The organism is Rhizobacter sp. P5_C2 (genome assembly GCF_054049715.1).
On record NZ_JBFULV010000031.1, the window covers coordinates 45596 to 67918 of the forward strand.

At 70.1% G+C, this 22323-nt stretch carries 23 protein-coding genes; 12 read left to right on the top strand and 11 right to left on the bottom strand.

The features are described 5' to 3' along the window. Window positions 1-9: 9 nt before the first annotated feature. From feoB to ACXJLU_RS13825, 4 genes are all read right to left on the bottom strand, one after another. Complete coding sequence (gene feoB / locus ACXJLU_RS13810; protein ID WP_457331758.1) at window positions 10-1863, bottom strand: ferrous iron transporter B; 1854 nt, start codon at window positions 1861-1863, stop codon at window positions 10-12. Then, window positions 1860-2120: a FeoA family protein gene (locus tag ACXJLU_RS13815; protein ID WP_073468805.1), complete on the bottom strand. Its 261-nt coding sequence runs from the start codon at window positions 2118-2120 to the stop codon at window positions 1860-1862. Before ACXJLU_RS13815 ends, feoB begins: the two co-directional genes overlap by 4 nt. 136 nt (window positions 2121-2256) lie before the next feature. Then, the gene (radA, locus tag ACXJLU_RS13820) at window positions 2257-3615 is read right to left on the bottom strand and encodes a DNA repair protein RadA (RefSeq protein WP_073468806.1); all 1359 of its coding nucleotides are present in this window, start codon (window positions 3613-3615) and stop codon (window positions 2257-2259) included. Then, on the bottom strand, window positions 3612-3923 hold the full coding sequence (locus ACXJLU_RS13825) for a DUF2917 domain-containing protein (RefSeq protein WP_457331760.1): 312 nt from the start codon (window positions 3921-3923) through the stop codon (window positions 3612-3614). The genes radA and ACXJLU_RS13825 overlap by 4 nt, the downstream gene beginning before the upstream one ends. Window positions 3924-4100: 177 nt before the next feature. Between ACXJLU_RS13825 and ACXJLU_RS13830 the strand changes: the two genes are divergently transcribed. The 6 genes from ACXJLU_RS13830 (at window position 4101) to ACXJLU_RS13855 (ending at window position 9419) form a co-directional block, all read left to right on the top strand. Next, the gene (locus ACXJLU_RS13830; protein ID WP_457331762.1) at window positions 4101-5564 is read left to right on the top strand and encodes an aminotransferase-like domain-containing protein; all 1464 of its coding nucleotides are present in this window, start codon (window positions 4101-4103) and stop codon (window positions 5562-5564) included. 44 nt (window positions 5565-5608) lie between these two features. After that, window positions 5609-6232, top strand: a complete 624-nt coding sequence (locus ACXJLU_RS13835) for a LysE family transporter (RefSeq protein ID WP_073468809.1) — start codon at window positions 5609-5611, stop codon at window positions 6230-6232. A 114-nt stretch (window positions 6233-6346) separates the two neighbouring features. Beyond that, complete coding sequence (locus tag ACXJLU_RS13840; protein ID WP_457331764.1) at window positions 6347-7843, top strand: methyl-accepting chemotaxis protein; 1497 nt, start codon at window positions 6347-6349, stop codon at window positions 7841-7843. A gap of 57 nt (window positions 7844-7900) precedes the next feature. Then, window positions 7901-8164, top strand: a complete 264-nt coding sequence (locus ACXJLU_RS13845) for an AbrB/MazE/SpoVT family DNA-binding domain-containing protein (protein WP_457331766.1) — start codon at window positions 7901-7903, stop codon at window positions 8162-8164. A gap of 290 nt (window positions 8165-8454) precedes the next feature. Continuing rightward, window positions 8455-8907: an IS110 family transposase gene (locus tag ACXJLU_RS13850; protein ID WP_457331768.1), complete on the top strand. Its 453-nt coding sequence runs from the start codon at window positions 8455-8457 to the stop codon at window positions 8905-8907. Next, window positions 8904-9419: a transposase gene (locus ACXJLU_RS13855; protein ID WP_457331770.1), complete on the top strand. Its 516-nt coding sequence runs from the start codon at window positions 8904-8906 to the stop codon at window positions 9417-9419. Before ACXJLU_RS13850 ends, ACXJLU_RS13855 begins: the two co-directional genes overlap by 4 nt. A 15-nt stretch (window positions 9420-9434) precedes the next feature. On the opposite strand, the gene arfB is transcribed toward ACXJLU_RS13855, so the two are convergent. Beyond that, a complete protein-coding gene (arfB, locus tag ACXJLU_RS13860) occupies window positions 9435-9836 on the bottom strand; it encodes an alternative ribosome rescue aminoacyl-tRNA hydrolase ArfB (protein ID WP_457331772.1) in 402 nt (133 codons plus the stop codon). Then, the gene (gene alr / locus ACXJLU_RS13865; protein WP_457331774.1) at window positions 9833-10933 is read right to left on the bottom strand and encodes an alanine racemase; all 1101 of its coding nucleotides are present in this window, start codon (window positions 10931-10933) and stop codon (window positions 9833-9835) included. The genes arfB and alr overlap by 4 nt, the downstream gene beginning before the upstream one ends. Window positions 10934-11103: 170 nt before the next feature. Here alr and lplT point away from each other — a divergent pair, with 170 nt between their 5' ends. Further along, on the top strand, window positions 11104-12381 hold the full coding sequence (gene lplT / locus ACXJLU_RS13870) for a lysophospholipid transporter LplT (protein ID WP_457331776.1): 1278 nt from the start codon (window positions 11104-11106) through the stop codon (window positions 12379-12381). 1 nt (window position 12382) lies between these two features. Beyond that, window positions 12383-13294, top strand: a complete 912-nt coding sequence (locus tag ACXJLU_RS13875; protein ID WP_457331778.1) for a DMT family transporter — start codon at window positions 12383-12385, stop codon at window positions 13292-13294. A gap of 3 nt (window positions 13295-13297) precedes the next feature. Here ACXJLU_RS13875 and ACXJLU_RS13880 read toward each other — a convergent pair whose 3' ends face one another. Beyond that, entirely contained in the window at window positions 13298-13624 is a 327-nt protein-coding gene (locus ACXJLU_RS13880) for a hypothetical protein (protein WP_073468816.1), read from the bottom strand. Window positions 13625-13731: 107 nt separating this feature from the next. Beyond that, window positions 13732-14538: a response regulator gene (locus ACXJLU_RS13885; RefSeq protein WP_457331780.1), complete on the bottom strand. Its 807-nt coding sequence runs from the start codon at window positions 14536-14538 to the stop codon at window positions 13732-13734. Between the two features lie 170 nt (window positions 14539-14708). Here ACXJLU_RS13885 and ACXJLU_RS13890 point away from each other — a divergent pair, with 170 nt between their 5' ends. The 3 genes from ACXJLU_RS13890 to ACXJLU_RS13900 all read left to right on the top strand — a co-directional run bounded on the left by ACXJLU_RS13890 (window position 14709) and on the right by ACXJLU_RS13900 (window position 19015). Continuing rightward, window positions 14709-15161, top strand: a complete 453-nt coding sequence (locus ACXJLU_RS13890; protein ID WP_457331782.1) for a c-type cytochrome — start codon at window positions 14709-14711, stop codon at window positions 15159-15161. Between the two features lie 130 nt (window positions 15162-15291). Then, window positions 15292-17769, top strand: a complete 2478-nt coding sequence (locus ACXJLU_RS13895; RefSeq protein WP_457331784.1) for a polysaccharide biosynthesis/export family protein — start codon at window positions 15292-15294, stop codon at window positions 17767-17769. Window positions 17770-17773: 4 nt separating this feature from the next. Then, window positions 17774-19015 carry a Wzz/FepE/Etk N-terminal domain-containing protein gene (locus ACXJLU_RS13900; protein ID WP_457331786.1) on the top strand — a complete coding sequence of 414 codons (1242 nt, stop codon included), beginning with the start codon at window positions 17774-17776 and terminating at the stop codon, window positions 19013-19015. Window positions 19016-19033: 18 nt separating this feature from the next. Here the strand turns inward: ACXJLU_RS13900 and ACXJLU_RS13905 are convergent, their stop codons facing one another. From ACXJLU_RS13905 to ACXJLU_RS13915, 3 genes are read right to left on the bottom strand one after another with little or no spacing between them, the layout of a single operon-like run. Then, window positions 19034-19870, bottom strand: a complete 837-nt coding sequence (locus tag ACXJLU_RS13905) for a PhzF family phenazine biosynthesis protein (RefSeq protein ID WP_457331787.1) — start codon at window positions 19868-19870, stop codon at window positions 19034-19036. After that, window positions 19867-21045: an aminotransferase-like domain-containing protein gene (locus ACXJLU_RS13910; protein WP_073468821.1), complete on the bottom strand. Its 1179-nt coding sequence runs from the start codon at window positions 21043-21045 to the stop codon at window positions 19867-19869. The genes ACXJLU_RS13905 and ACXJLU_RS13910 overlap by 4 nt, the downstream gene beginning before the upstream one ends. Further along, window positions 21042-21971, bottom strand: coding sequence for a DMT family transporter (locus tag ACXJLU_RS13915; RefSeq protein WP_457331789.1), 930 nt, complete (start codon window positions 21969-21971; stop codon window positions 21042-21044). Before ACXJLU_RS13915 ends, ACXJLU_RS13910 begins: the two co-directional genes overlap by 4 nt. Before the next feature lie 86 nt (window positions 21972-22057). Between ACXJLU_RS13915 and ACXJLU_RS13920 the strand changes: the two genes are divergently transcribed. Continuing rightward, window positions 22058-22323: GntR family transcriptional regulator (locus ACXJLU_RS13920; RefSeq protein ID WP_457331791.1), on the top strand; the 266-nt coding region annotated here is incomplete at its 3' end.

Genomic DNA, 22323 nt, shown 5'->3' on the forward strand with positions numbered 1-22323 from the left:
CCTCTCAGTTCAAGCGCCGAGCCAGAGGGTGACGCGGTAGGTGATGAAGGATGCGATGTAGGCGAGCGCGAACAGGTAGCCCGCCATGATCAGCGGGTAGCGCCACGAATTGGTCTCGCGGCGCACCACCGCGAGCGTCGACATGCACTGCGGCGCGAACACGTACCAGGCGAGCAGCGAGTAGGCGGTCGCGATCGACCAGCTCTGCGCGATCACCGGCGCGAGCGAATCGGCCACCTCGCCGGCCGCCGACATCGCGTACACCGTGCCGAGCGCGCCGACCGCCACTTCGCGTGCGGCCAGCCCCGGCACCAGCGCGATCGAGATCTGCCAGTTGAAGCCGATCGGCGCGAAGATCACTTCGAGCGCCCGGCCCAGGTAGCCCGCCAGGCTGTACTGGATGGCCGGGCCGGTGGCGCCATCCGGCGGCCCGGGGAAGCTGGACAGGAACCACAGCACCACCGTCAGCGCGAAGATGATCCCGCCGACGCGGCGCAGGAAGATGCGCGCCCGCTCCCACAGCCCGATCGCGAGGTTGCGGACGTTCGGCAGACGGTACGGCGGCAGCTCCAGCATCAGCGGCTGGTAGCTGCTCTTCATCCACGAGCGCTTCAGCACCCAGGCCACCGCCATCGCCGACACGACGCCGGCCACGTACAGCACGAACAGCGTCACGCCCTGCAGGTTGAACCAGCCGATGCTGCGCTTCGGCACGAAGGCGCCGATCAGCAGCGCGTAGACCGGCAGCCGCGCCGAGCAGGTCATCAGCGGCGCGACCATGATGGTGGCAAGCCGGTCGCGCCAGTTCGGGATGGTGCGCGTGGCCATGATGCCGGGGATCGCGCAGGCAAAGCTCGACAGCAGCGGGATGAAGGCGCGGCCCGACAGCCCGACCTTGCCCATCACGGTGTCGAGCAGGAAGGCGGCGCGCGGCAGGTAGCCCGAATCCTCGAGCACCAGGATGAACAGGAACAGGATCAGGATCTGCGGCAGGAACACCAGCACGCTGCCGGCCCCGGCGATCACGCCGTCGACCAGCAGGCTGCGCAGCGCACCCTCGGCCATGTGGGCGTTCAGGAACTCGCCGGCCGCGGCCATGCCGTCCTTGATGGCGTCCATCGGCACGTTGGCCCATGAGAACACCGCCTGGAACATCAGGAACAGCAGCCCCGCCAGCAGCACCAGGCCCCACACCGGGTGCATCACGACCGCGTCGATGCGGTGGTTGAAGCGCTTGAACTGCATCGCGCCGGGCACCGCGACCGCCAGGATGCGGCGCACCTCGCGCTGCAGCTCGGGCAGCGTCGGCGTGTCGGCGACGGCCGGCGGCGTCAGCCATTCGGCCTGTTTCTCGAGCTGGGCCAGCAGCGCCTCGTGCCCGCGGCTCTGCACCGCGACCGTCTCGACCACCGGCACGCCGAGCTCGGCCGACAGCTTGGCGACGTCGATCTGCAGGCCGCGCGCGCGGGCGACGTCGGCCATGTTCAGCGACACAATCATCGGCCGGCCAAGGCGGCGCAGCTCGAGCACCAGGCGCAGATTCATCGGCAGGTTGGTGGCGTCGACCACCGCGACCAGCGCATCGGGCGCGGCCTCGCCGGCGCGCAGGCCCATCACCATCTCGCGGGTGATCTCTTCATCGGGCGTGGCCGGCGTCAGGCTGTAGGCGCCGGGCAGGTCGATCACCGACACCGTGCGGCCGTTGCGCAGCGTCGCGCTGCCGACCTTGCGCTCGACGGTGACGCCGGCGTAGTTCGCGACCTTCTGGCGCGCGCCGGTCAGCAGGTTGAAGAGGGCCGTCTTGCCGCAGTTCGGGTTGCCGACCAGGGCAATCCGAAGGGCCTGGAGAGCTTCGGTACTCATGACGGCAGCCCTTCGAGCTGGACCTCGACGCACTGCGCCTCGATCTTGCGCAGCGCAAAGAAGGTCTCGCCGATCTGCACCGCGAGCGGCTCGCGCCCGCCCGGGCCGCGGCGCAGCAGCTGCACCGGCTCGCCGGGCAGGAAACCCAGCTCGCTCAGGCGGTGCAGCATCTGCGGATCGGGCGAGCCCTCGGCGCGCAAGCCGATGACGGTGCCGCGGGCACCGGCGGGCAGGTCGGAAAGACGGGGAGCGGTCATACGGGCGGGAGCAATCACGGCAGGGCGAAAGCCGCCCGATGCAAATGATAATAGCTCTTGTTTGGCCGCACGACCGCAGGGGCGCTCCCACCCCTGGCGTGTCACGGTGTGACGCTTTGCGCGATGTCAGCTCGGCTCAGCTCAGCGTGCGCAGCAGGTCGATCGCCTCCTCGATGCGCTCGACCGGGTGGATGGTCAGCCCCTCGATGGCCTTCTTCGGCGCATTCGCCTTCGGCACGACGGCGACGCTGAAACCCAGCTTGGCGGCCTCTTTCAGGCGTTCCTGGCCGCGTGGCGCGGGCCGCACTTCGCCGGCCAGACCGACCTCGCCGAACGCGATGAAGCCGCGCGGCAGCGGCCGCCCGCGCAGGCTGCTCTGGATCGCGAGCATCACCGCCAGATCGGCGGCCGGCTCGCTGATGCGCACGCCGCCGACGGCGTTGACGAACACGTCCTGGTCGAGGCACGCGATGCCGGCATGGCGGTGCAGCACCGCCAGCATCATCGCGAGGCGGTCGCGGTCGAGGCCGACGCTCAGGCGCCGCGGGCTCGGGCCGCCGGAGTCGACCAGCGCCTGGATCTCGACCAGCAGCGGCCGCGTGCCCTCCAGCGTGACCAGCACGCAGGAGCCGGCGACCGGCTCGCCGTGCGTCGACAGGAAGATCGCGCTCGGGTTCGCGACGCCCTTCAGCCCCTTCTCGGTCATCGCGAAGACGCCGATCTCGTTGACCGCGCCGAAGCGGTTCTTGATTGCGCGCACCAGCCGGAAGCTGCTGTGGGTGTCGCCCTCGAAATACAGCACCGTGTCGACGATGTGCTCCAGCACGCGCGGGCCGGCCAGCGCGCCCTCCTTGGTGACGTGGCCGACCAGGATGATCGTGGTGCCGCTGCTCTTGGCCACGCGGGTCAGCTGCGCGGCGCATTCGCGCACCTGGGCGACCGAGCCGGGGGCGGAGGTGAGCTGGTCGCTGTAGACGGTCTGGATCGAATCGATCACGCAGATCGCCGGCTGTTCGGCGTCGATGGTGGCGGTGATCTTCTCGAGCTGGATCTCGGCGACCACCCGCACCTGCGAGCCGTCGAGCCCGAGCCGGCGCGAGCGCAGCGCGACCTGCGCGCCGGATTCTTCGCCGGTGACGTACAGCGCGCGCATGTTGCGCGACAGCGCATCGAGCGCCTGCAGCAGCAGCGTCGACTTGCCGATGCCGGGGTCGCCGCCGATCAGCACGACGCCGCCGGCGACGATGCCGCCGCCGAGCACGCGGTCGAGTTCATCGATGCCGGTGGGTTGGCGGTCGACGTCCGAGGCCTCGATCTCGGACAGCGTGGCGACCGGCTGCGCGCCGGCCAGCGATTGATAGCGGTGCCTGGTCGGCGCCTCGGCGACGCCTTCGACCAGCGTGTTCCAGGCATTGCACTGCGGGCACTTGCCCAGCCATTTGGGACTGGTGCCACCGCACTCGCTGCAGGTGTAGACGGATTTGGGTTTGCTCACCCCGCGACTGTAGCGGCCGGCCGGCGGTTGCCTGCGATGCGGCGCCACCACGGTGTCGACGGCAGCACGGCCGCCGCGGGTGTGAACAGCCGCAGGCTCGCGCTGGACTGCGCCTCGATCAATGCGAGCGCCCCGCGGCGCAGCGGCAGCGTGTCGCCGGCCGCCAGGAAGTGATCGTCCTCGTCGCCGCTTTGCGTGACCCACACGCGGCCGGCCAGCACCTGCAGCTCGACCGGGCCGGCCGAACGCCAGCGGCGCAGTTCGCCGACGGCGAGTTGCAAGTCCAGGGTGTGGAGTGTCTTCGTCATGGTGATCGTGCCGTGAGTTCCTCAGGGCACCAGTGTTCCGGCAAGCCCCGGTGCCGACCACATCCAGAGCGGCATGAACTGCACCGGCACAGATGCCCGCCGCGTCGACTGTGCTGGTGACAACTGCCCGGTTCTGTACCTGTGCTGCCGCGCAGGCCACGGCGACAATCGCTCCCCATGGAAGAGGCCTTGCTCGATGTCGACGCGCCGCTGCAGTTGTTGCAACCGTCCCCGCTGTACCAGGCGGTGGCCGGCGGGCTGGAGAAGGCGATCGCCTGCGGCAGCCTGCGCGGCGGCGACCGGCTGCCGTCGGTGCGGCAGCTGTGCCAGCAGCACGGGGTCAGCGCCTCCACCGTGACGCTGGCCTACCGCTGGCTCGAGAACCGCGGCCTGGTCGAGGCCCGGCCCAAGTCCGGCTACTTCGTCGCGCCGCGCCCGCAGCCGCTGCCCGAGCCCGAGCTCGACGCGCGCATGAGCAAGGCCGATTTCGTCACGCCCGACGGCCTGACGCGCCAGTTCCTGCTGGTCGCGAACGAGCCCGGCGCGATGCCGTCGTTCCGCGTGCAGGCCGGCCGCAGCCTGCTGCCCGAGGCCAAGCTGCGCCAGCTGACGGCCAGCATCAACCGCCGCCACCCCGAGTACGCATCGCGCATCGAGAGCGGCGGCAGCCCGGCACTGCGCCGCGAGATCGCCCGCCGCGCGATCCACAGCGGCGTGCGACTGCACCCCGACGAGATCCTGCTGACCAACGGCGGCATGGAGGCGATGCACCTCGCGCTGCGCTCGGTGGCGAAGGCCGGCGACACGATCGCGCTCGAATCGCCGACCTACTTCATGCTGCTGGAGGTGATCGAGACCCTGGGCATGCGCTCGCTGGAGATCCCGTCGCACCCGCGCGACGGCCTGTCGATCGAGGCGCTCGACCTCGCCACGCGCACGCCCGGCGCGGTGCGCGCCTGCGTCGTGATCCCGAACTTCCAGAACCCGGTCGGCAGCCTGATGCCGATCGAGAACAAGCGCCGCCTGGTCGCGCTGGCCGCCGAGCGCGGCATCTCGCTGATCGAGAGCGACATCTACGGCGAGCTGCATTTCGGCGACGAGCGCCCGCCGGTGCTGAAGAGCTTCGACGCGCACGACGACGTGATCCTGTGTTCGGCCTTCACGAAGGCGGTGGCGCCCGGCTACCGCGTCGGCTGGATGGCGCCGGGCCGGCACCTGCGCGAATGCCAGTCGATCAAGTTCCGCACCTCGTCGCCGGGCGTGCAGCTGCAGCAGGAGGTGATCGCCGAATTCCTGGCCGACGGCGGCTACGACCACCACATGCGCCGGCTGCGCGCGGCGCTGAAAGCCCAGGCGCAGGCGATGGCCGATGCGATCGCGCGATACTTCCCGCCCGGCTGCCGCCTGAGCCGGCCGCGCGGCGGGCTGGCGCTGTGGATCGAGTTGCCGCCGCAGGTGGATTCGCGCAAGGTGTTCGAGCGGGCGTGCGCCGAGTTGATCGGCATGGCGCCGGGCGCCACGTTCACCTGCAGCGCGCGCTTCGACCACTTCATCCGGCTGCACTACGGCGACCCGTGGACGCCGCTGCTCGAAACACGCTTGAAACGGCTCGGGCAGATCATCGCGGAGCAGCTCGGCTGAGCGGTGCCCTCTCTTCACTTCATCGTTCACTTCATCGACATCTCATGGAATTCGCCATCTGGCTTCGTTTCTTCGCCGCCGCCTGGGCGATCAGCCTGTCGCCCGGGGCCGGCGCGGTCGCCGCCATGAGCGCGGGCGTCAACCACGGCTTCGCGCGCGGCTATTTCATGACCTTCGGCCTGGTGCTGGGCATCTGGACGCAGGTGGTCGTCGTCGGGCTGGGACTGGGGGCGCTGATCGCCGCCTCGAGCCTCGCCTTCGCTGCCGTCAAGTGGGCCGGCGTGGGCTACCTGGTCTGGCTGGGCATCAAGCAATGGCGCGCGCCGCTCACCCCGGTGGTGGTCGCCACGGAGGAGGGCCAGGTGACGCGGCGCACCCTGGTGCTGCGCGGCTGGATGGTCAACGCGGTCAACCCGAAGGGCACGGTGTTCCTGCTCGCCGTGGTGCCGCAGTTCCTCGACCTGGCGCAGCCGCTCGCCCCGCAGTACGGCGTGATCGGCGCGACGCTGATGTTCACCGACCTGGTCGTGATGGCCGGCTACACCGCGCTCGCGTCGCGGCTGCTGCGCTTGCTGAAGTCGCCGCTGCAGATCCGCGCGCTGAACCGCCTGTTCGGCAGCCTGTTCGTCGCCGCTGCGGCATTCCTGGCACTCTTCAAGCGCGCCTGACCCGCGCGGTTTGCACGCGGCGCGGCAGCGCCTGTACGATCGCCCGACCGCCCGGGCCGACCGGGTGGCAACACCAATGGGGGGCGGATGGACGTGCATCGCAGTGGGGGGCCGATGGGCCCGGGAGTCACCGCATTCGGCAGGCTGGGGCTCGGCGCGAAGCTCTCGCTGTTGGCCATCGGCTGTGCGCTGCTGGGGGCGGCCGCGCTCGGCGCCTGGGTGCAGCAGCACGGCTGGACGCACTGGGGCAGCCTCGCGTTGATCGCGGTCGCGGTGCTGCTGGCCTACCTGCTGCTCGCGCTGTACCTGCAGATGGCCGGCGCGCTGGGCGCCCTCGAAGGCGCGGTGTCACGCATGAAGCAGGGCGACCTGTCGCGCCGGGTCGAGATCCGCGGCGACGATGAATTTGCCCGCATCGGCGCCGCGCTCGATGCGGTCAACGAGACGCTCTCCGGGCTGGTGGCCGACATCCGCAGCAGCACGCTGCTGGTCACCGCGGCCAGCGCCGAACTGACGGCCGACACCGCCGACCTGTCGAGCCGCACCGAGCAGCAGTCGGCCAACCTGGAGCAGACCTCGGCCAGCGTGCAGCAGCTCGATGCCACGGTGCGCCAGAACGCGAGCGACGCCCGCGAGGCCGAGGCGCTGGCCTCGCGCGTGCACGAGCTGGCCGGCTCGGGTGGCGGCGCGATGCGCGAGGCGGTCGAGTCGATGCACGCGATCAAGACCGGCTCCGAGAAGGTCGGCGACATCATCGGCGTGATCGATTCGATCGCGTTCCAGACCAACATCCTCGCGCTCAACGCCGCCGTCGAGGCAGCGCGGGCCGGCGAGCAGGGGCGCGGCTTCGCGGTCGTCGCGGCCGAGGTGCGCGCGCTCGCGCAACGCAGCGGCGAGGCGGCGCGCGAGATCAAGCAGCTGATCGAGCAGTCGGGCGCCGAGACCGCCAGCGGCGTCGGCCACATCGACCGGGTGAGCGGCGTGCTGTCGCAGATCGTCGACGGCATCGCCGAGCTGGCCGGGCGGATGGGGCGCATCACCTCGGCCGTCGGCCAGCAGAGCGACGGCCTCGCGCAGGTGTCGCAGGCGATGACGCAGCTCGACACGCTGACGCAGCAGAACGCGCAGATGGTCGAGCAGGCCTCGCGCGCCTGTGCCGGGCTGGGCGAGCGAGCGCAGCAGCTGTCGGCCGCCGCAGGCGGCTTCCGGCTGCGCCAGGGCACGGCCGACGAGGCGCAGGCGCTGGTGCAGCGCGCGGTCGCGTATTACAACGAGCGCGGCGGGCCGGCGGCGCTGCCGGGCATCACCGAACCGGGCAACGGCTTCAACGACCGCGACATGTATGTCTTCGCCTGGGACCGCCAGCTCGTCTACCACGCGTTCGGCGGCAAGCCGGCCAACGTCGGCAAGAGCGCGAAGCAGATCATCGGCACCGACGTGACGAAGCTGACGCACGACGTGTGGGCCGCTGCCGCGGCCGGCGGTGGCTGGGTCGACTACGACTTCCTGAACCCGGCCAACGGGCAGGTGCTGCCGAAGACCTCGTACATCGTGCCGGTGGCGCAAGACCTGGTGCTGGGCTGCGGGATCTACAAGACGCGGCGCTCGTAGCCCGGATGCCAATCCGGGGTGCTCTCCTTACCGCCATAGGATCCAAGGATCGTTCCGATGTACGCCAAACTGACAAGCAAGGGACGGATCACGGTCCCGAAGGAAATCCGTGACCGGCTCGGGCTCGATGCGGGTTCAACGCTGGACTTTCAGCTGCTGCCGGACAACACGATCACGGCGCGGGCGGTCAAGCCAGACGCACGCAACGTGCGTGGCATCCTGAAGTCCCCTCACGCCGCGCCACCGACCGTGGGGCAGATGGACGAAGGCATCTCGAAGCTGCTGCGCGAGGAGCACGCGCCTGGCGAACGCATGTCGTGAGAACGACCCGGATTGGCATCCGGGCTTGTATGTTCCGACTGCACCCCCAGACGCAGCGGATGAGGGTGTCGGGATGGAGGGACGATCCGGGCTATCTGCCGTCAGCAGCGGACAGACCACCGTAGTGAATTCCCCATTTCGTTTGCTCGAGCGTCGATTAGGAACGCATCCGCAGCAGTCCCGGTCGTGAGACCGGGAGATGCTGACGGCCCATAGATGCAAGCCAACGCCAGCGCAAACGCCCACCCCGACCGATCCAGTCTAGCCGCTGCATGCATTGAGGCTCAAGCATGCAAGACCGCAACTTCGACCCCGCCAAGGCCATCGGCGCAGACGTCAGCAAAAAGCTGCTGGTGATCGTCTCGGCCGAGCCCGGCAAGCCCGTCGTCTCCATCCCCAATACCCCGGCGGGTATCAGCCGCTGGCTCAAGTCGTTGCCCGAGGGATGCCACATCGGCATGGAGGCCACCGGCTCCTGCCACCGCCTGCTGGCCGACCTGGCCGTGGCCTGTGGCCACACCGTGTGGGTCTTCAACCCCTCACACATCGCCAACTACCTGCGCAGCCAGAACGTGCGTGGCAAGACCGATCCCCAGGACGCGCGCGGCATTGCGCGCTACGTCCTCAACGAGGCCCATCGCTGCCACCCTTACACCACGCCCAGCGCCCTGCACGACCGCTTGCACCGGCTCATCCAGCGCCGCCACCAGATCACCCCAAGCAGCGCGCCAGCCTGCGCATGAGCCTGGTCGATCTGCCCGGCTGCGAGACCCAGGCCCGTCAGCTCTTCGCCGCCTTCAACGCCCTGCAGGCCCGCATCGACGCGCTCATCAACCTCAGCTTCGACGGCGAACTCCAGCTGCAGGCTCAGCGCACCCGGCTGCGTTCGATCAACGGCTTCGGCCCCCTGGTCAGTGCGGCCGTCGCCGCTCGCCTCAGCCGCGCCCCCTACGCCACCAGCGACGCCGTCGTCGCCGCCTTCGGCATGGACCCCAGGCCTCGCGACTCCGGCTCCTACAAAGGCTTGCGCAAGCTGTCCAAGCAGGGCAACGCCGAGGAGCGCCGCCTCATCTACTGCGCCGCCATGACCGCCTGCCGATCCCCCGTCTTCAAGGCCATCCGCGACAAGCTCCTCGCTCGCGGCTTCTCCAAGATCCAGGCCTATTGCGTCATCGCTCGCAAGCTCTTGCGCATCGCCTTCTCCGTCTGGCGCTCCCAACAGCCCTTCAACCCTCAACTCGTCGGAAAGGCTTGACCCGCGACATAGAACCTACGAATCCTTGACCTTGCCGCGCGTGGCCTTCAAGTCGCCGCGCTGCGACTTTCCCTCGAGCCGCCGCTTCTGCGACCCGCGCGTCGGCTTGGTCGCACGCCGCGGCGGCGCCACCACGGCCACGCTGTCGACCAGCTGCTGCAGGCGCTGCAGCGCGTCCTGGCGGTTCATGTCCTGGCTGCGCGAGGTCTGCGCCTTGATCACGACGACGCCTTCGCCGGTGATGCGCTGGTCGGACAGCGCCAGCAGCCGCTCCTTCAGCGGCTCGGGCAGCGACGACGCACGGATGTCGAAGCGCAGGTGAATCGCGCTCGAGACCTTGTTGACGTTCTGCCCGCCGGCCCCCTGCGCCCGGATCGCGCTGAACTCGACCTCGGCAGGATCGACCTGGGGGATCACGGCACGGCGTGCGTCGGCACGCGCGGCGCGAGCGCGCACATCAGCTCGTAGCCGATCGTGCCGGCCGGCCGCGCCACCTCGTCGATCGGCAGCACGCTGCCGTTCGGGCCCCGGCCCCACAACGTGACCTCGCTGCCGAGTCCGGCTTGCGGCACCGGCGTCAGGTCGACCGTCAGCATGTCCATCGACACCCGGCCGACCAGCGCGCAGCGCACGCCGTCGACCAGCACCGGCGTGCCGGCCGGCGCAACGCGCGGGTAGCCGTCGGCATAGCCGCAGGCCACCACGCCGATGCGCAGCTCGCGTTCGGCGGTGAACGCGCTGCCGTAGCCGACGGTGTCGCCGGGCTTCAGCACCTGCACGCCGATCAGCTGCGAGCGCAGCGTCATCGCCGGGCGCAGGTCCCAGTCGGCGATCGTCGCGTCGGGGTGGTCGGGCGACGAGCCGTAGACCATGATGCCGGGGCGCACCCAGTCGGCCCGCACGCCGGGCTGCGCCGCCGCGTAGCGCAGTGTCGCCGCGCTGTTGCTCAGCGAGCGCTCGCCATCCAGGTCGGCCGTGGCGGCGTTGAACACCGCCACCTGCGCCGCGATGCCGCGCGGCCCGTCGGCATCGGAGAAATGCGTCATCAGCGTGATCTGGTCGACCTGCGGCAGGTTCGTCAGCCGCAGCCAGGCGGTGCGGAACGCGGCCGGCGTGAAGCCGAGCCGGTTCATGCCGGTGTTCATCTTCAGGAACACGTGGTGCGGCCAGGTCGTCTTGTGCATCGCGAGCCAGTCGATCTGCGCCTCGTGGTGCACCGTGTGCCACAGGTTCAGGCGCGAGCACAGTTCGAGGTCGCGCGATTCGAAGCAGCCTTCGAGCAGCAGGATCGGCCCGCGCCAGCCCATCGCGCGCACCCGCTCGGCTTCCGCCAGGTCGAGCAGCGCGAAGCCGTCGGCCGCCTGCAGCGCGCCGTACACCCGCTCGATGCCGTGCCCGTAGGCGTTCGCCTTGACGATCGCCCACACCCGGGCATCGGGTGCGCAGGCGCGGGCGCGCTGCAGGTTGTGGCTCAGGGCATCGCTGTGGATCAGCGCTTCGATCGGACGCGGCATGGCGTGGATTCTGCCAGCGCAAGGCGCGCCGTCGCGGGCTTTGCCGTGGGGTCGCCGGCACCTGCGTGCTATAACCGCCGCCGCGGGGAACCAGCAGCGGCCGCCACGAGCGCTGCATCGATTGATGACCGGGCCCACCCGGCATGCGACAGGCAGCACGCTCTCAGCGAATGAAAAAAGGTTTCTACACCATCATGTCGGCGCAGTTCTTCAGCTCGCTGGCTGACAACGCGTTGCTGGTGAGCGCCATCGAACTGCTGAAGACCTCTCACGCGCCGACCTGGCAGGTCCCCGCGCTGAGTCCGATCTTCGCGCTGTTCTATGTGATCCTCGCCCCGTTCCTCGGCGCGTTCGCCGACGCCGTGCCGAAAGGGCGGGTGATGTTCGCGTCGAACGCGATCAAGGTGATCGGCTGCCTGATGATGCTGTTCGGCAGCCACCCGCTGGTCTCGTACGCCATCGTCGGCCTGGGTGCCGCGGCCTACTCGCCGGCCAAGTACGGCATCCTGACCGAGCTGCTGCCGAACTCGCAGCTGGTGAAGGCCAACGGCTGGATCGAGGGGCTGACCATCCTGTCGATCATCCTGGGCCTGCTGCTCGGCGGCCAGCTCGTCGGCCACACGATGTCGGCGCACCTGCTCGCCTTCGACATGCCGTTGATCGACACCGGCGTCAACACGCCGCCTGAGGCCGCGATCTCGCTGATCGTGTTCCTGTACGTGATCGCGGCGCTGTTCAACCTGCGCATTCCGCGCACCGAGGCACCGCTGCAGCCGCTCTCGCACAGCGTCGTCGAGCTGGTGCGCGATTTCTCCAGCTGCAACGCCCGCCTGTGGAGCGACAAGCTCGGGCAGATCTCGCTGTCGACGACCACGCTGTTCTGGGGCGTGTCGGGCAACCTGCGCGTGATCGTCTTCGCGTGGGCCGCGGCTGCACTGGGCTACACGACCACCCAGGCGTCGACGCTGGCCGGCGTGGTCGCGCTCGGCACCGCGGTCGGCGCGATCGCGGCTTCGATGCGGGTGCGGCTCGACCAGGCGACCAACGTGATCCCGCTCGGCATCGTGATGGGCGTGCTGGTGATCGGCCTGAACTTCCTCCACAACGTCTGGGTGGCCGCGCCCTTCCTCGTGATCCTGGGCGCGATCGGCGGCTACCTGGTGGTGCCGATGAACGCGCTGCTGCAGCACCGCGGGCACAACCTGATGGGCGCCGGCCGCTCGATCGCGGTGCAGAACTTCAACGAGCAGGCCTGCATCCTCGGGCTCGGCGCGTTCTACACCGGCATGACGAAGTTCGGCATGTCGGCGTTCGCGTCGATCACGGTGTTCGGCCTGGTCGTCGCCGGCACGATGTGGCTGATCCGCCGCTGGCATGCGCGCAACCTGATCGTGTACCGCGACGAGGTCGATCACCTGCTCGCCCTGGCCCGCAGCGACAAACACTGATGTGACGCCCGCCGCCGCCGGCCGCGACGCGCGCAACTCTGCCGGACCCCTTCCCGCGCTCGCCCTCGCCTTCAACGCGCTGGTGTGGGGCGTCTCGTGGTGGCCGTTCCGCGAGCTGCAGGCGCTCGGCCTGCACCCGCTGTGGGCCACCGTGCTGGTGTACGGCATCGCGGTGCTGCTGATCCTCGCGACGCGCCGCCAGGCCCTCGGCACGCTGCTGCGCACGCCCAGCCTGTGGCTGCTGGTGCTCGCGTCGGGCACCACCAACGCGGCCTTCAACTGGGCGATGGTGATCGGCGACGTGGTGCGCGTGATCTTGCTGTTCTACCTGATGCCGCTGTGGGCGGTGCTGCTGTCGCGGCTGGTGCTGAAGGAAGCCTTCACGCCGACCGCCGCGCTGCGCGTCGCGCTGGCGCTGGCCGGCGCGTTCATCGTGCTGAAGCCGGCCGGCGCGGGCGTCGCGCTGCCGTTGCCGCAATCGCTGCCCGATTGGCTGGCGGTGCTCGGTGGCTTCTCGTTCGCGCTCAACAACGTGATGCTGCGCCACCAGGCGCACCGGCCGGAAGAGGCGCGGGCGCTGGCGATGTTCTGCGGCGGCGTGCTGGTGGCCGGCACGCTCGCGACCACGCTGGCGGTGCAGGCGCTGGTGCCCTGGCTGCCGGCGCCGCACACCGGCTGGCTGCTGGCGATCGGCGCGCTGAGCCTCGCGTTCCTGGTCAGCAACCTCGCGCTGCAGTACGGCGCGTCACGGCTGCCGGCCAACGTCACGTCGGTCGTGATGCTGTGCGAGGTGGTGTTCGCGACGCTGTCGGCCATCGCGCTCGGTGCCGGCACGCTGACGCCGACGGTGCTGATGGGCGGCGCGCTGATCCTCGGCGCCGCGCTGCTGTCGGCCTTCGAGAAGGCCGGCTGATCGCTACTGCAGCGTGCGCGTGCCCGGCAGGCTGAAGACCTCGGCCGGCGATTGCGGTGCGTGGCAGGCGGCGCCGGCATCGCGGGTGCAGCCGGCCATCACCGCCCAGCGCTCGTGCAGGTGCCACAACACGCAGCGGCAATCGCCCGACAGCTGCGGGTGCGCGGCCAGCATCGCGAGGTTGTGCGCGATCTTCTCGCCCATCCCCGCCCGGTGCGCCGGGTCGCTGGCGGCCTGCAGGTACTGGCTGTAGCCGGTCATCAACGCAAGGGTGCCCGCGAGCACGGCCTCGACACCCGGCATCTGGTGTTCTTCGACGAGCAGGTCCATGCGACGCTCCCTCGACAGTGGCAATGGAGCGATGCTATCTCAGATGAGAATGATTCTCAAATGGACGCGATCGAATCCCCCTGGACCGCCCGCGCCTTCGGGTCGTGTCAGGGCGCGACGAAGTCGGGATCGAGCTGGCGCAGCGTCTGCAGGAACTCGGGGTCCATCAGCGGCTTGGCCAGGTAGGCATCGCTGCCGGCCAGCGAAGTGCGCACCCGTTCGGCGGGAGCCGCCTGCCCGGTGATCAGCACGATGCGCGGCCCGCCGGCCGACTGGCGGGCGGTCTGCTTCATGAACTGGCACAGCTGCAGGCCGTCCATCGGGCTGTCCGCCCCGAGCGCGATGTCGATGAAGGCCAGCGCGAAGCTGTGCAAGGTCATCCGGTCGAGGGCCTGCGTGCTGTTGCGCGCCAGGTGCACGCGGTAGCCGAGGCGCATCAGCCGCACCTGCAGGAACTTGAGCGCGATGCGGCTGTCGTCGACGACCAGCACGTCCTTCACGACGCGGCCGCTGCCGGCGGAGGCGGCCTCGTCGAACAGGCCGGGGCCGGAGGCGACCCAATCGGCCTGCGGCGGCTCGTCGAGCAGCGCGAGCCGCTGTTCGAGCAGCAGGTCGAGCTCGCGCACGATGCGGGTCGGCTCGATCGGGCGCGGCAGGTGGGCCGCCGCGCCGGCCGGTGCCCGGGTGCCGATGAAGACGGTGTCGGCCAGCCGCCCGGCGGCGGTCACCGCGGCGATCGCGGCCGGCTGGTCGGCATCGGCGATCACGAAATCGGCCTCGGCGAGGTCGGCGGCACGCTCGTAGGCCGGTGCGCGCTGCTCGGCCAGGCGCAAGAACGAATGCACGCCCTCGCGCTCGAAATCGCTGAACCCCTGCAACGCCACCGAATACCGCATGCGGATGCGCTCGGTCATCGTGTGCTCCCTTTTGTGTAGGTGTGGCGATGATGTTCGGTGCGGTGGCGCAACGCGTCAAGCGCCGGGAATGGAATGCGGCCCTGCTGCGTACACTGGCCTGCGGATGCCGCTCGCACGCGGCGTTCGACGACAAGCAACCCCCCAAGCTTCACGCCAGGAGATCCCGCATGAATCGTTCGATCCTCGTTGCCGCCGCCGTCGTCGGCCTCGCCGCCGCGCTGCCGGCAGCCGCCCAGTTCGCCAAACCCGAAGACGCGGTCAAGTACCGCAAGGCCGCCTTCACCGTGATGGCGAGCCACTTCGGCCGCGTGGCCGCGATGGCCAACGGGCGGGTTCCGTTCGACGCCAAGGTTGCCGCCGACAACGCCGAGATCGCGACGATGATGTCCAAGCTGCCGTTCGCCGGCTTCATCGACGGCACAGACAAGGGCGACACCAAGGCCAAGCCGGAGATCTGGACCGAACAGGACAAGTTCAAGGCCGCCGCATCGAAGATGCAGGACGCGATGGAGAAGCTGAACGTCGCCGCGAAGACCGGCAACGTCGACACGCTGAAGGCCGCGGCCGGCGCCGTGGGCCAGGCGTGCAAGGGCTGCCACGACACCTACCGCAAGGAGTGATGAACAGGCGGCCGTGAGGCCGGCGGGCACGGGAGGCCATCCGCTACCATTCGGGGTTGCCTTCACGAGCCCGCTTCGAATGACTGTGTCTTGTTTACGAGCCGCGTGCGTCCTCGCCGTCCTGCTTCCGTTGCATGCCGGGCTCGCGGCGGCTGCCGACGAACTGCCGCCCGGCGGCACGTTCAGCACCCCGGCCTACGCGACGGCCGCCAGCGCTCCCAACGCCGCCGGCACCGGCTACGCGCCGACCAGCGGCAGCACGCTGCGCAACGTCCCGACACCCGGGCAGCCGGCACGACGCGACGACGACGACGCCACCGCCCGCCTGCGCAACCTGCCGCCACCGAAGCCGAGCGAGTTTCAGCGCTTCGTCGAGGCCGCGACCGGTCGCCAGCTGCAGCCCTTCGGCAGCAACTTCTTTGCCGAGGCCTCGCGCGCCACCCAGCCGGTCGACAACGTTCCCGTCACGGCGGACTACACCGTCGGCCCCGGCGACGAAGTGCTGGTGCGGGCCTGGGGCTCGATCGACGTCGACTATCGCAGCACCGTCGACCGCAACGGCCAGCTGAACCTGCCGAAGATCGGCAGCTTCACGGTCTCGGGCATCAAGGCCTCCGAACTCGAGGGCCAGCTGCGCGCGCAGATCGGCCGGCTGTACCGCAACTTCAACCTCAGCGTGTCGCTCGGCAAGCTGCGCGGCTTGAAAGTGTTCGTCGTCGGCCCGGCCCGCCTGCCGGGCGTCTACACGGTGCCCAGCCAGGCCACGATGCTGTCGGCGGTGGTGGCGGCCGGCGGCCCCGGCCCGAACGGCTCGATGCGCCGAGTGCAGCTGCGCCGCGACAACCAACTGGTGTCCGAACTCGACATCTACGATTTCCTCGTGCGGGGCGACAAATCCAAGGACCTGCAGCTGGCCGCCGGCGACGTGCTGGTGTTCCAGCCGGTCGGGCCGCGTGTCGCGCTGAGCGGTGCGCTCGACAACGCGGCGATCTACGAACTGAAGGGCACGCAGGAGCCCGTCGCCGAGCTGCTGCGCTATGCCGGCGGCTCGCCGGTGCTGACCAACCCGAACCGCGTGCAGCTCGAGCGCATCGACCCGGCACAGTCCCCGGCCGCGCGCTATGTCGAGGATTTCAAGCTCGACGCCACCGGCCTGCAGCACCCGCTGCGCGATGGCGACATCGTGACGCTGCTGACGATCTCGCCGAAGTTCTCGAACGCCGTGACGCTGAAGGGCCACGTGGCCCAGCCGCTGCGCTATGCCTTCACGCCGGGCATGCGCATCCGCGACCTGATCCCGGACAAGGAAGCGCTGGTCTCGCCGGATTTCTATCGGCGCAAGAACCTGCTGGTGCAGGTTCTCCCCGACGACGACGACCTGCTGCTCGAGGAGGCGCAGCAACGATCGGCCCGCAGCGCGGCCAATGCCGCGACAACTGGCCGCACCGGCGCCGCCGGCGCGGCAGGCGCGCCGGTCGATCCGAACGGCGTCACGGAGCCGACGCCTGCCTACGGGCCCGCCACCGACCCCTACGCGGCGCGGGACCCGAACCGGTTTCCCCTCACCGAAGGCGAGCGCGCGCGCCGCCGCATGGACCGCCTGGCCGCGGCCGAATCGAAGCGCACGCCGGCCACCTTGTTCGACGAGCTGAACTGGGACTACGCGGTCATCGAGCGGCTCAGCGAGAAAGACCTGAGCACGCAGGTGATCCCGTTCAACCTCGGCAAGGCGGTGCTGCAGGGCGACGCCGACAACAACATCGAGCTGAAGGCCGGCGACGTCGTCACCATCTACAGCCAGAAGGACATCCGCGTGCCGGTGGCCCGGCAGACGCGGCTGGTCTCGGTGGAAGGCGAGGTCGGCGCGCCCGGCGTGTACCAGTTGCTGCCTGGCGAGACGCTGGCTCAGCTGCTCACGCGGGCCGGCGGTTTCACGCAGCAGGCGTATGTGTACGGCCTGGAGTTCAGCCGGGAGGAAACCCGCAAGCGCCAGCGCGAGAACCTGCAGTCGGCGATCGCCCGCCTGGAAGTGTTGTCGGCGCAGCAGGCGGCTCGCGAAGCGGCCAACCGGCGCGACGAGCAGGCCGGCGGCGCGGCGATCAGCTCCGCCGCGACGCAAGCCCAGATGACACGCCTCAGCCGCGTGCAGCCGAACGGCCGCGTGGCGCTCGAACTCACGCCCGAGACCACCTCGGTGAGCCAGTTGCCGGACGTGCCGCTCGAGAACGCCGACCGCATCGTGGTGCCCAGCCGACCCGGCTTCGTGACGGTGGCCGGCGCGGTCGTCAACAACAACGCCTTCCTGTGGAAGCCGAACCGCACCGTCGGCGACTACGTCAAGCTGGCCGGCCTCGACGAAGCCGCCGAGCCGTCCAACATGTTCGTGCTGCGCGCCGACGGCACCGTCAGCCATGCGAACGAACGCCGCGGCTGGTTCGGCAGCCTCGAGTCGCAGCCGCTGCAGCCGGGCGACGCGGTGGTGGTGCCGAACCAGCTCGATTACGAAAGCTGGGGCCGGGCCACCATCCGCAACCTGAAGGACTTCTCGCAGATCTTCTACCAGTTCGGCCTGGGTGCGGCGGCCATCAAGACGCTGCGCGGAGACTGAGCGAATGAACGCCATCGACAACCCCGAGGTTCTTTCTCCCACCCTCGACGAGCCGCAGGACGACGGGCCGTCGATCGGCCTGATGGACCTGCTGGTGTGGCTCGGCGACGGCAAGCGCTGGGTGGCCGGCGTGACCGCGGTCGCTGCAATGGGCGCGGTCGCCGCGGCCCTGCTGATGCAGAACATCTACACCGCGCGCACCACGCTGCTGGCGCCCGGTTCGCAGCAGCAGAGCAGCTCGGCAGCGGCCCTGGCCGCGTTGGGTTCGCTGGGCGGACTGGCCGGCGGCATCAGCGCGAAGACCCCCGACGAGCTGTACGTGAGCCTGCTGAAGAGCGACAGCGTCCAGCGGGCGCTGGCCAGCCGTTTCAACCTGATGCAGCGCTACGAAGCCAAATCCTACGAAAGCCTGCGCAAGGAAATGGCGGCCAACATCCGCGTCGCCTCTGACAAGAAGTCCGGCGTGCTGACGGTGGAGGTCGACGACAAGGAGCCGCAGTTCTCTGCCGACCTGGCCAACGCGCATGCCGCCGAAGTGACCAGGCTGCTCGGCCGCCTCGCCGTGTCCGAGGCGCAGCAGCGCCGTGTGTTCTTCGAGCAGCAGCTGAAGGACACGAAGGAGAACCTGATCCAGGCCGAGCAATCGCTGCGCGCCGTGCAAGAAAAGTCGGGGATGGTCGTGCTGGACAAGCAGGCCGAGGCCATCATCGCCGGCGTCGCCCAGTTGAAGGCCCAGATCGCCGAGCGCGAGGTTCGCTTGCGCGTGATGCGCACCGGCGCGACGTCCGAGAACCCCGACGTGCAGCGCCTGAACTCCGAGCTGGCCGGTCTGCGTGCCGAACTGTCGCGCATGGAATCGGCATCGTCGGGCGCCACCACACCCGGCAGCATCGACATCCCGGTCGGCAAGCTGCCGGCCGCCGCGGTCGACTACATCCGCGCCCGGCGCGAGGTGAAGTTCCAGGAAACCTTGCTCGAGAGCATGCTGCGGCAGTTCGAGATCGCGAAGCTGGATGAAGCGAAGGAAGGTCCGTCCTTGCAGCAGGTGGACATCGCCCAAAAACCAGACCGCAAATCGAAGCCGGCACGCGCCGTGATCGTGCTGGCGACGACGCTGCTGGCCTTCATCGCCGCCTCGCTGTTTGTCGTCTGGCGTCGTTACAGGGCGCTGGTGAATGCGCAAGATCCTTCGCGCGCAGCGGCCTGGCAGGCGATCCGGCAGGCATGGCGCTGGCGCCGCGCCTGAGTTCCTTCAGAGGAGCGCTCAGAGCGCCAGCTCGCCGCGGATGCAGCTGACGCTGTGTCCGCCGACCCACACCCGACCGTCGACCTGCGCGATGTGCACGCGCCCGGCCCGGTCGAGCCGCGTGCCTTGCGCGGCGACGTACTGCGTCGGCGCGAGCCCGGTGCCGATCAGCCACTGCGCGAGGCTCGCGTTCAGGCTGCCGGTGACCGGGTCTTCCGGGATGCCGATCGGCGCGGCGAACCCGCGCACCTCGAACTGGCACGGGGCGCCCGCTTCGTGCGGCCCGATCACGCCGACCTTGGCCAGCGCCTTCAGCGCCGCATGGTCCGGCTCCAGCGCCAGCACGGTCGCGGCCCGGTCGAGCAGCAGGCCGAGCCAGCGCGGGCCGTTGTCGAGCCATTGCGCCTGCAGCACCTGCTCGCGGGGCAGGCCGAGCGCGGCGAGCACCGGCGCCAGCTCGCTCTCGGCGACCGGCTCCTTGCGCAGCGGCGGCGCCGCGAAGGCCGCGCGTTCGCCATCGAGCCGGATGTCGACCCGGCCGACGCCGCACTGCTGCACGACCGCGCCGGGCGTCTTCGGCACGCCGCCGGCCTCGAGCCAGGCGTGGCAGCTGCCGAGCGTCGGGTGACCGGCGAACGGCAGCTCGCCGCCCGGCGTGAAGATGCGCACCCGGTAGTCGGCCAGCGGGTCGCCTGGCTGCAGCAGGAAGGTCGTCTCCGACAGGTTGGTCCAGCGCGCGAAGGCCTGCATCTGCGCGTCGTCGAGCGCATCGGCGCCATGCACGACCGCGAGCGGGTTGCCCTTCAACGCGACCTCGGTGAACACATCGACTTGAGCGAATGCGAAACGCGTCATGCCGCCTCCTTCAGCGCCTCGGCCAGCGCACGGATGCCGCGTTCGATCTGCTCGGGCGACACGGTGACGAACGACAGCCGCATCGTGTTGGCCCGCGCGTGTTCGGCGAAGAACGCCGAGCCCGGCACGAAGGCCACGCCTTTGGCGACTGCCTTCGGCAGCAGCGCGATCGCATCGATGCCGGCCGGCAGCTCGACCCAGAAGAACATGCCGCCGGTCGGCACCGTCCAGTGGCAGCCGGCCGGCATGTGGGCCTCGAGCGCGGCGCGCATCGCATCGCGCTGCGCCTTGTAGCGCGCGCGGATGGTCGGCACGTGCGTGTCGAGGAAGCCGTCGCGGATCACCTCGTGCACCACGCGCTGGTTGAAGCCCGGCGTGTGCAGGTCGGCGGCCTGCTTGGCCTGCAGCAGCTTCGGCACCAGCGGTGCCGGCGCCACCACGTAGCCCAGGCGCAGGCCCGGCGCCAGCACCTTCGAGAACGAGCCCAGGTAGACCGTGCCGTCGGGCCAGCGCGCGGCCAGCGGCGGCGGCGGCGGGGCGTCGAACCACAGGTCGCCGTACGGGTTGTCCTCGACCAGCGGCAGGTTCAATGCCTGGGCCCGCGCGACGACCGCGGCACGCCGTGCCTCGCTCATGCAGCGGCCGCTCGGGTTCTGGAAGTTCGGCAGCAGGTACAGGAAGCGCGCGCCCTCGGCGGCGTGCAATGCATCGGGCAGCGGGCCGTCGTCATCGCAGTCGACCGCCGTGAAGACCGGCTCGTACGGCGCGAACGCCTGCAGCGCGCCGAGGTAGGTCGGCGATTCGACGGCCACGCGGCTGCCCGGGTCGACGAGCACCTTGCCGACCAGGTCGAGGCCCTGCTGCGAGCCGGTGGTGATCAGCACCTGCGCCGCGTCGACCTGCTGGCCATGGCCGCGCAGCATCGCGGCGACCCACTCGCGCAGCGCCGGCAGGCCTTCGCTCGACGCGTACTGCAGCGCCTCGCGCGGGCTGTCGCGCAGCACGCGGGTGGTGGCCTCGCGCATCGCGTCGATCGGGAAGCTGTCGGGCGACGGCAGGCCGCCGGCGAGCGAAATGATGCCGGGCTGTTCGGTCACCTTCAGGATCTCGCGAATGATCGACGGGTTCATGCGGTGAGCGCGCTGCGCGAGCTGCCAGGGGGTGCGCGAGGTCATGCGGATTTCCTTGGTGACGTGACGGGGAGGACGGGAAAGGAGGACGGGGAAGCGGCGTGCGTCGGCATCTTGCGCCCGACGAACACCGTGGCGATCACCGCCAGCGAGAACAGCACCGTGCTGGCCGACAGCCGCTCGCCGAGCACCGGCACCGCGAACAGCAAGGTCAGGAAGGGCTGCACCAGCTGCACCTGGCTCACACGCAGCGTACCGCCGAGCGCGAGGCCGCGGTACCACGCGAAGAAGCCGAGCCACATCGAGAACAGCGTGACGTAGCCGAAGCCGATCCAGGCGCCGGTGTGCACCGGCTGCTCCGGCCAGGTCCAGGCCATCAGCGGCAGCGTGAACGGCATGCTGATCGCCAGCACCCAGCAGATCACGTGCTCGGCCTGCAGTTGCCGCGACAGGTGGGCGCCGGCGACGTAGCCGATCGAGCCGCTCACCACCGCCAACAGCAGCACGCCGTCGGCCCATTGCAGGCCACCGCCGGACTGGACCGCGAACGCCAGCACCAGCGCACAGCCGACCGCCGCGCAGGCCCAGAAGCCGAACGACGGCCGCTGGCGGAAGAAGACAGCCGCGGCGATCGCGGTGCCCAGCGGCAGCACGCCGGTGATCACCGCCGCATGCATCGCATCGACCTCGCGCAGCCCGAGCCCGAGGAACAGCGGGAAGCCGACCACCGTGCCGGCGGCGCTGACGGCCAGCGCCGACCACTGCGCCCCGCGCGGCCGCGGCGCCCGGGTGAGCACCAGGTAGACCAGGCTCAGCACGCCGGCGAACGCGGCGCGCCCGGCCACGACGAACAGCGGCGACAGCTGCGGGTCGGCCGCCGGGCCGACGGCCAGACGCGTCATCGGCGTCGTCATCGCGAAGATCACGACCCCGAGAAAGCCCAGCCACAACCCCTTGCGTTCCTTGTCCATGCGCCAGTCTAGACGCGGGGACCAACACAGTGCCGGTACACTCACCGGTCCCCGGCCGCGCACTGTATTGGTCACTTCGCCAGCACATGAACCACCTCGCCCCCCTCGATCCGCTGTCCCGCCATGCCGACGCCACGCTGACCGAGCAGCTGTCCGGCCGCTTCGCCGAGCGCATCCGACAGCGGCTGCTCGCGCCCGGCTCGCGCTTGCCGTCGGTGCGCGACTGCGCGCGCCGGCATGGGGTCAGCGCCTACACGGTGGTCGCGGCCTACGACCAGCTGCTGGCGCAGGGGCTGGTCGAGGCCCGCAAGCAGCGCGGCTTCTTCGTGCGCGAGTCGCACCCGCGGGACGC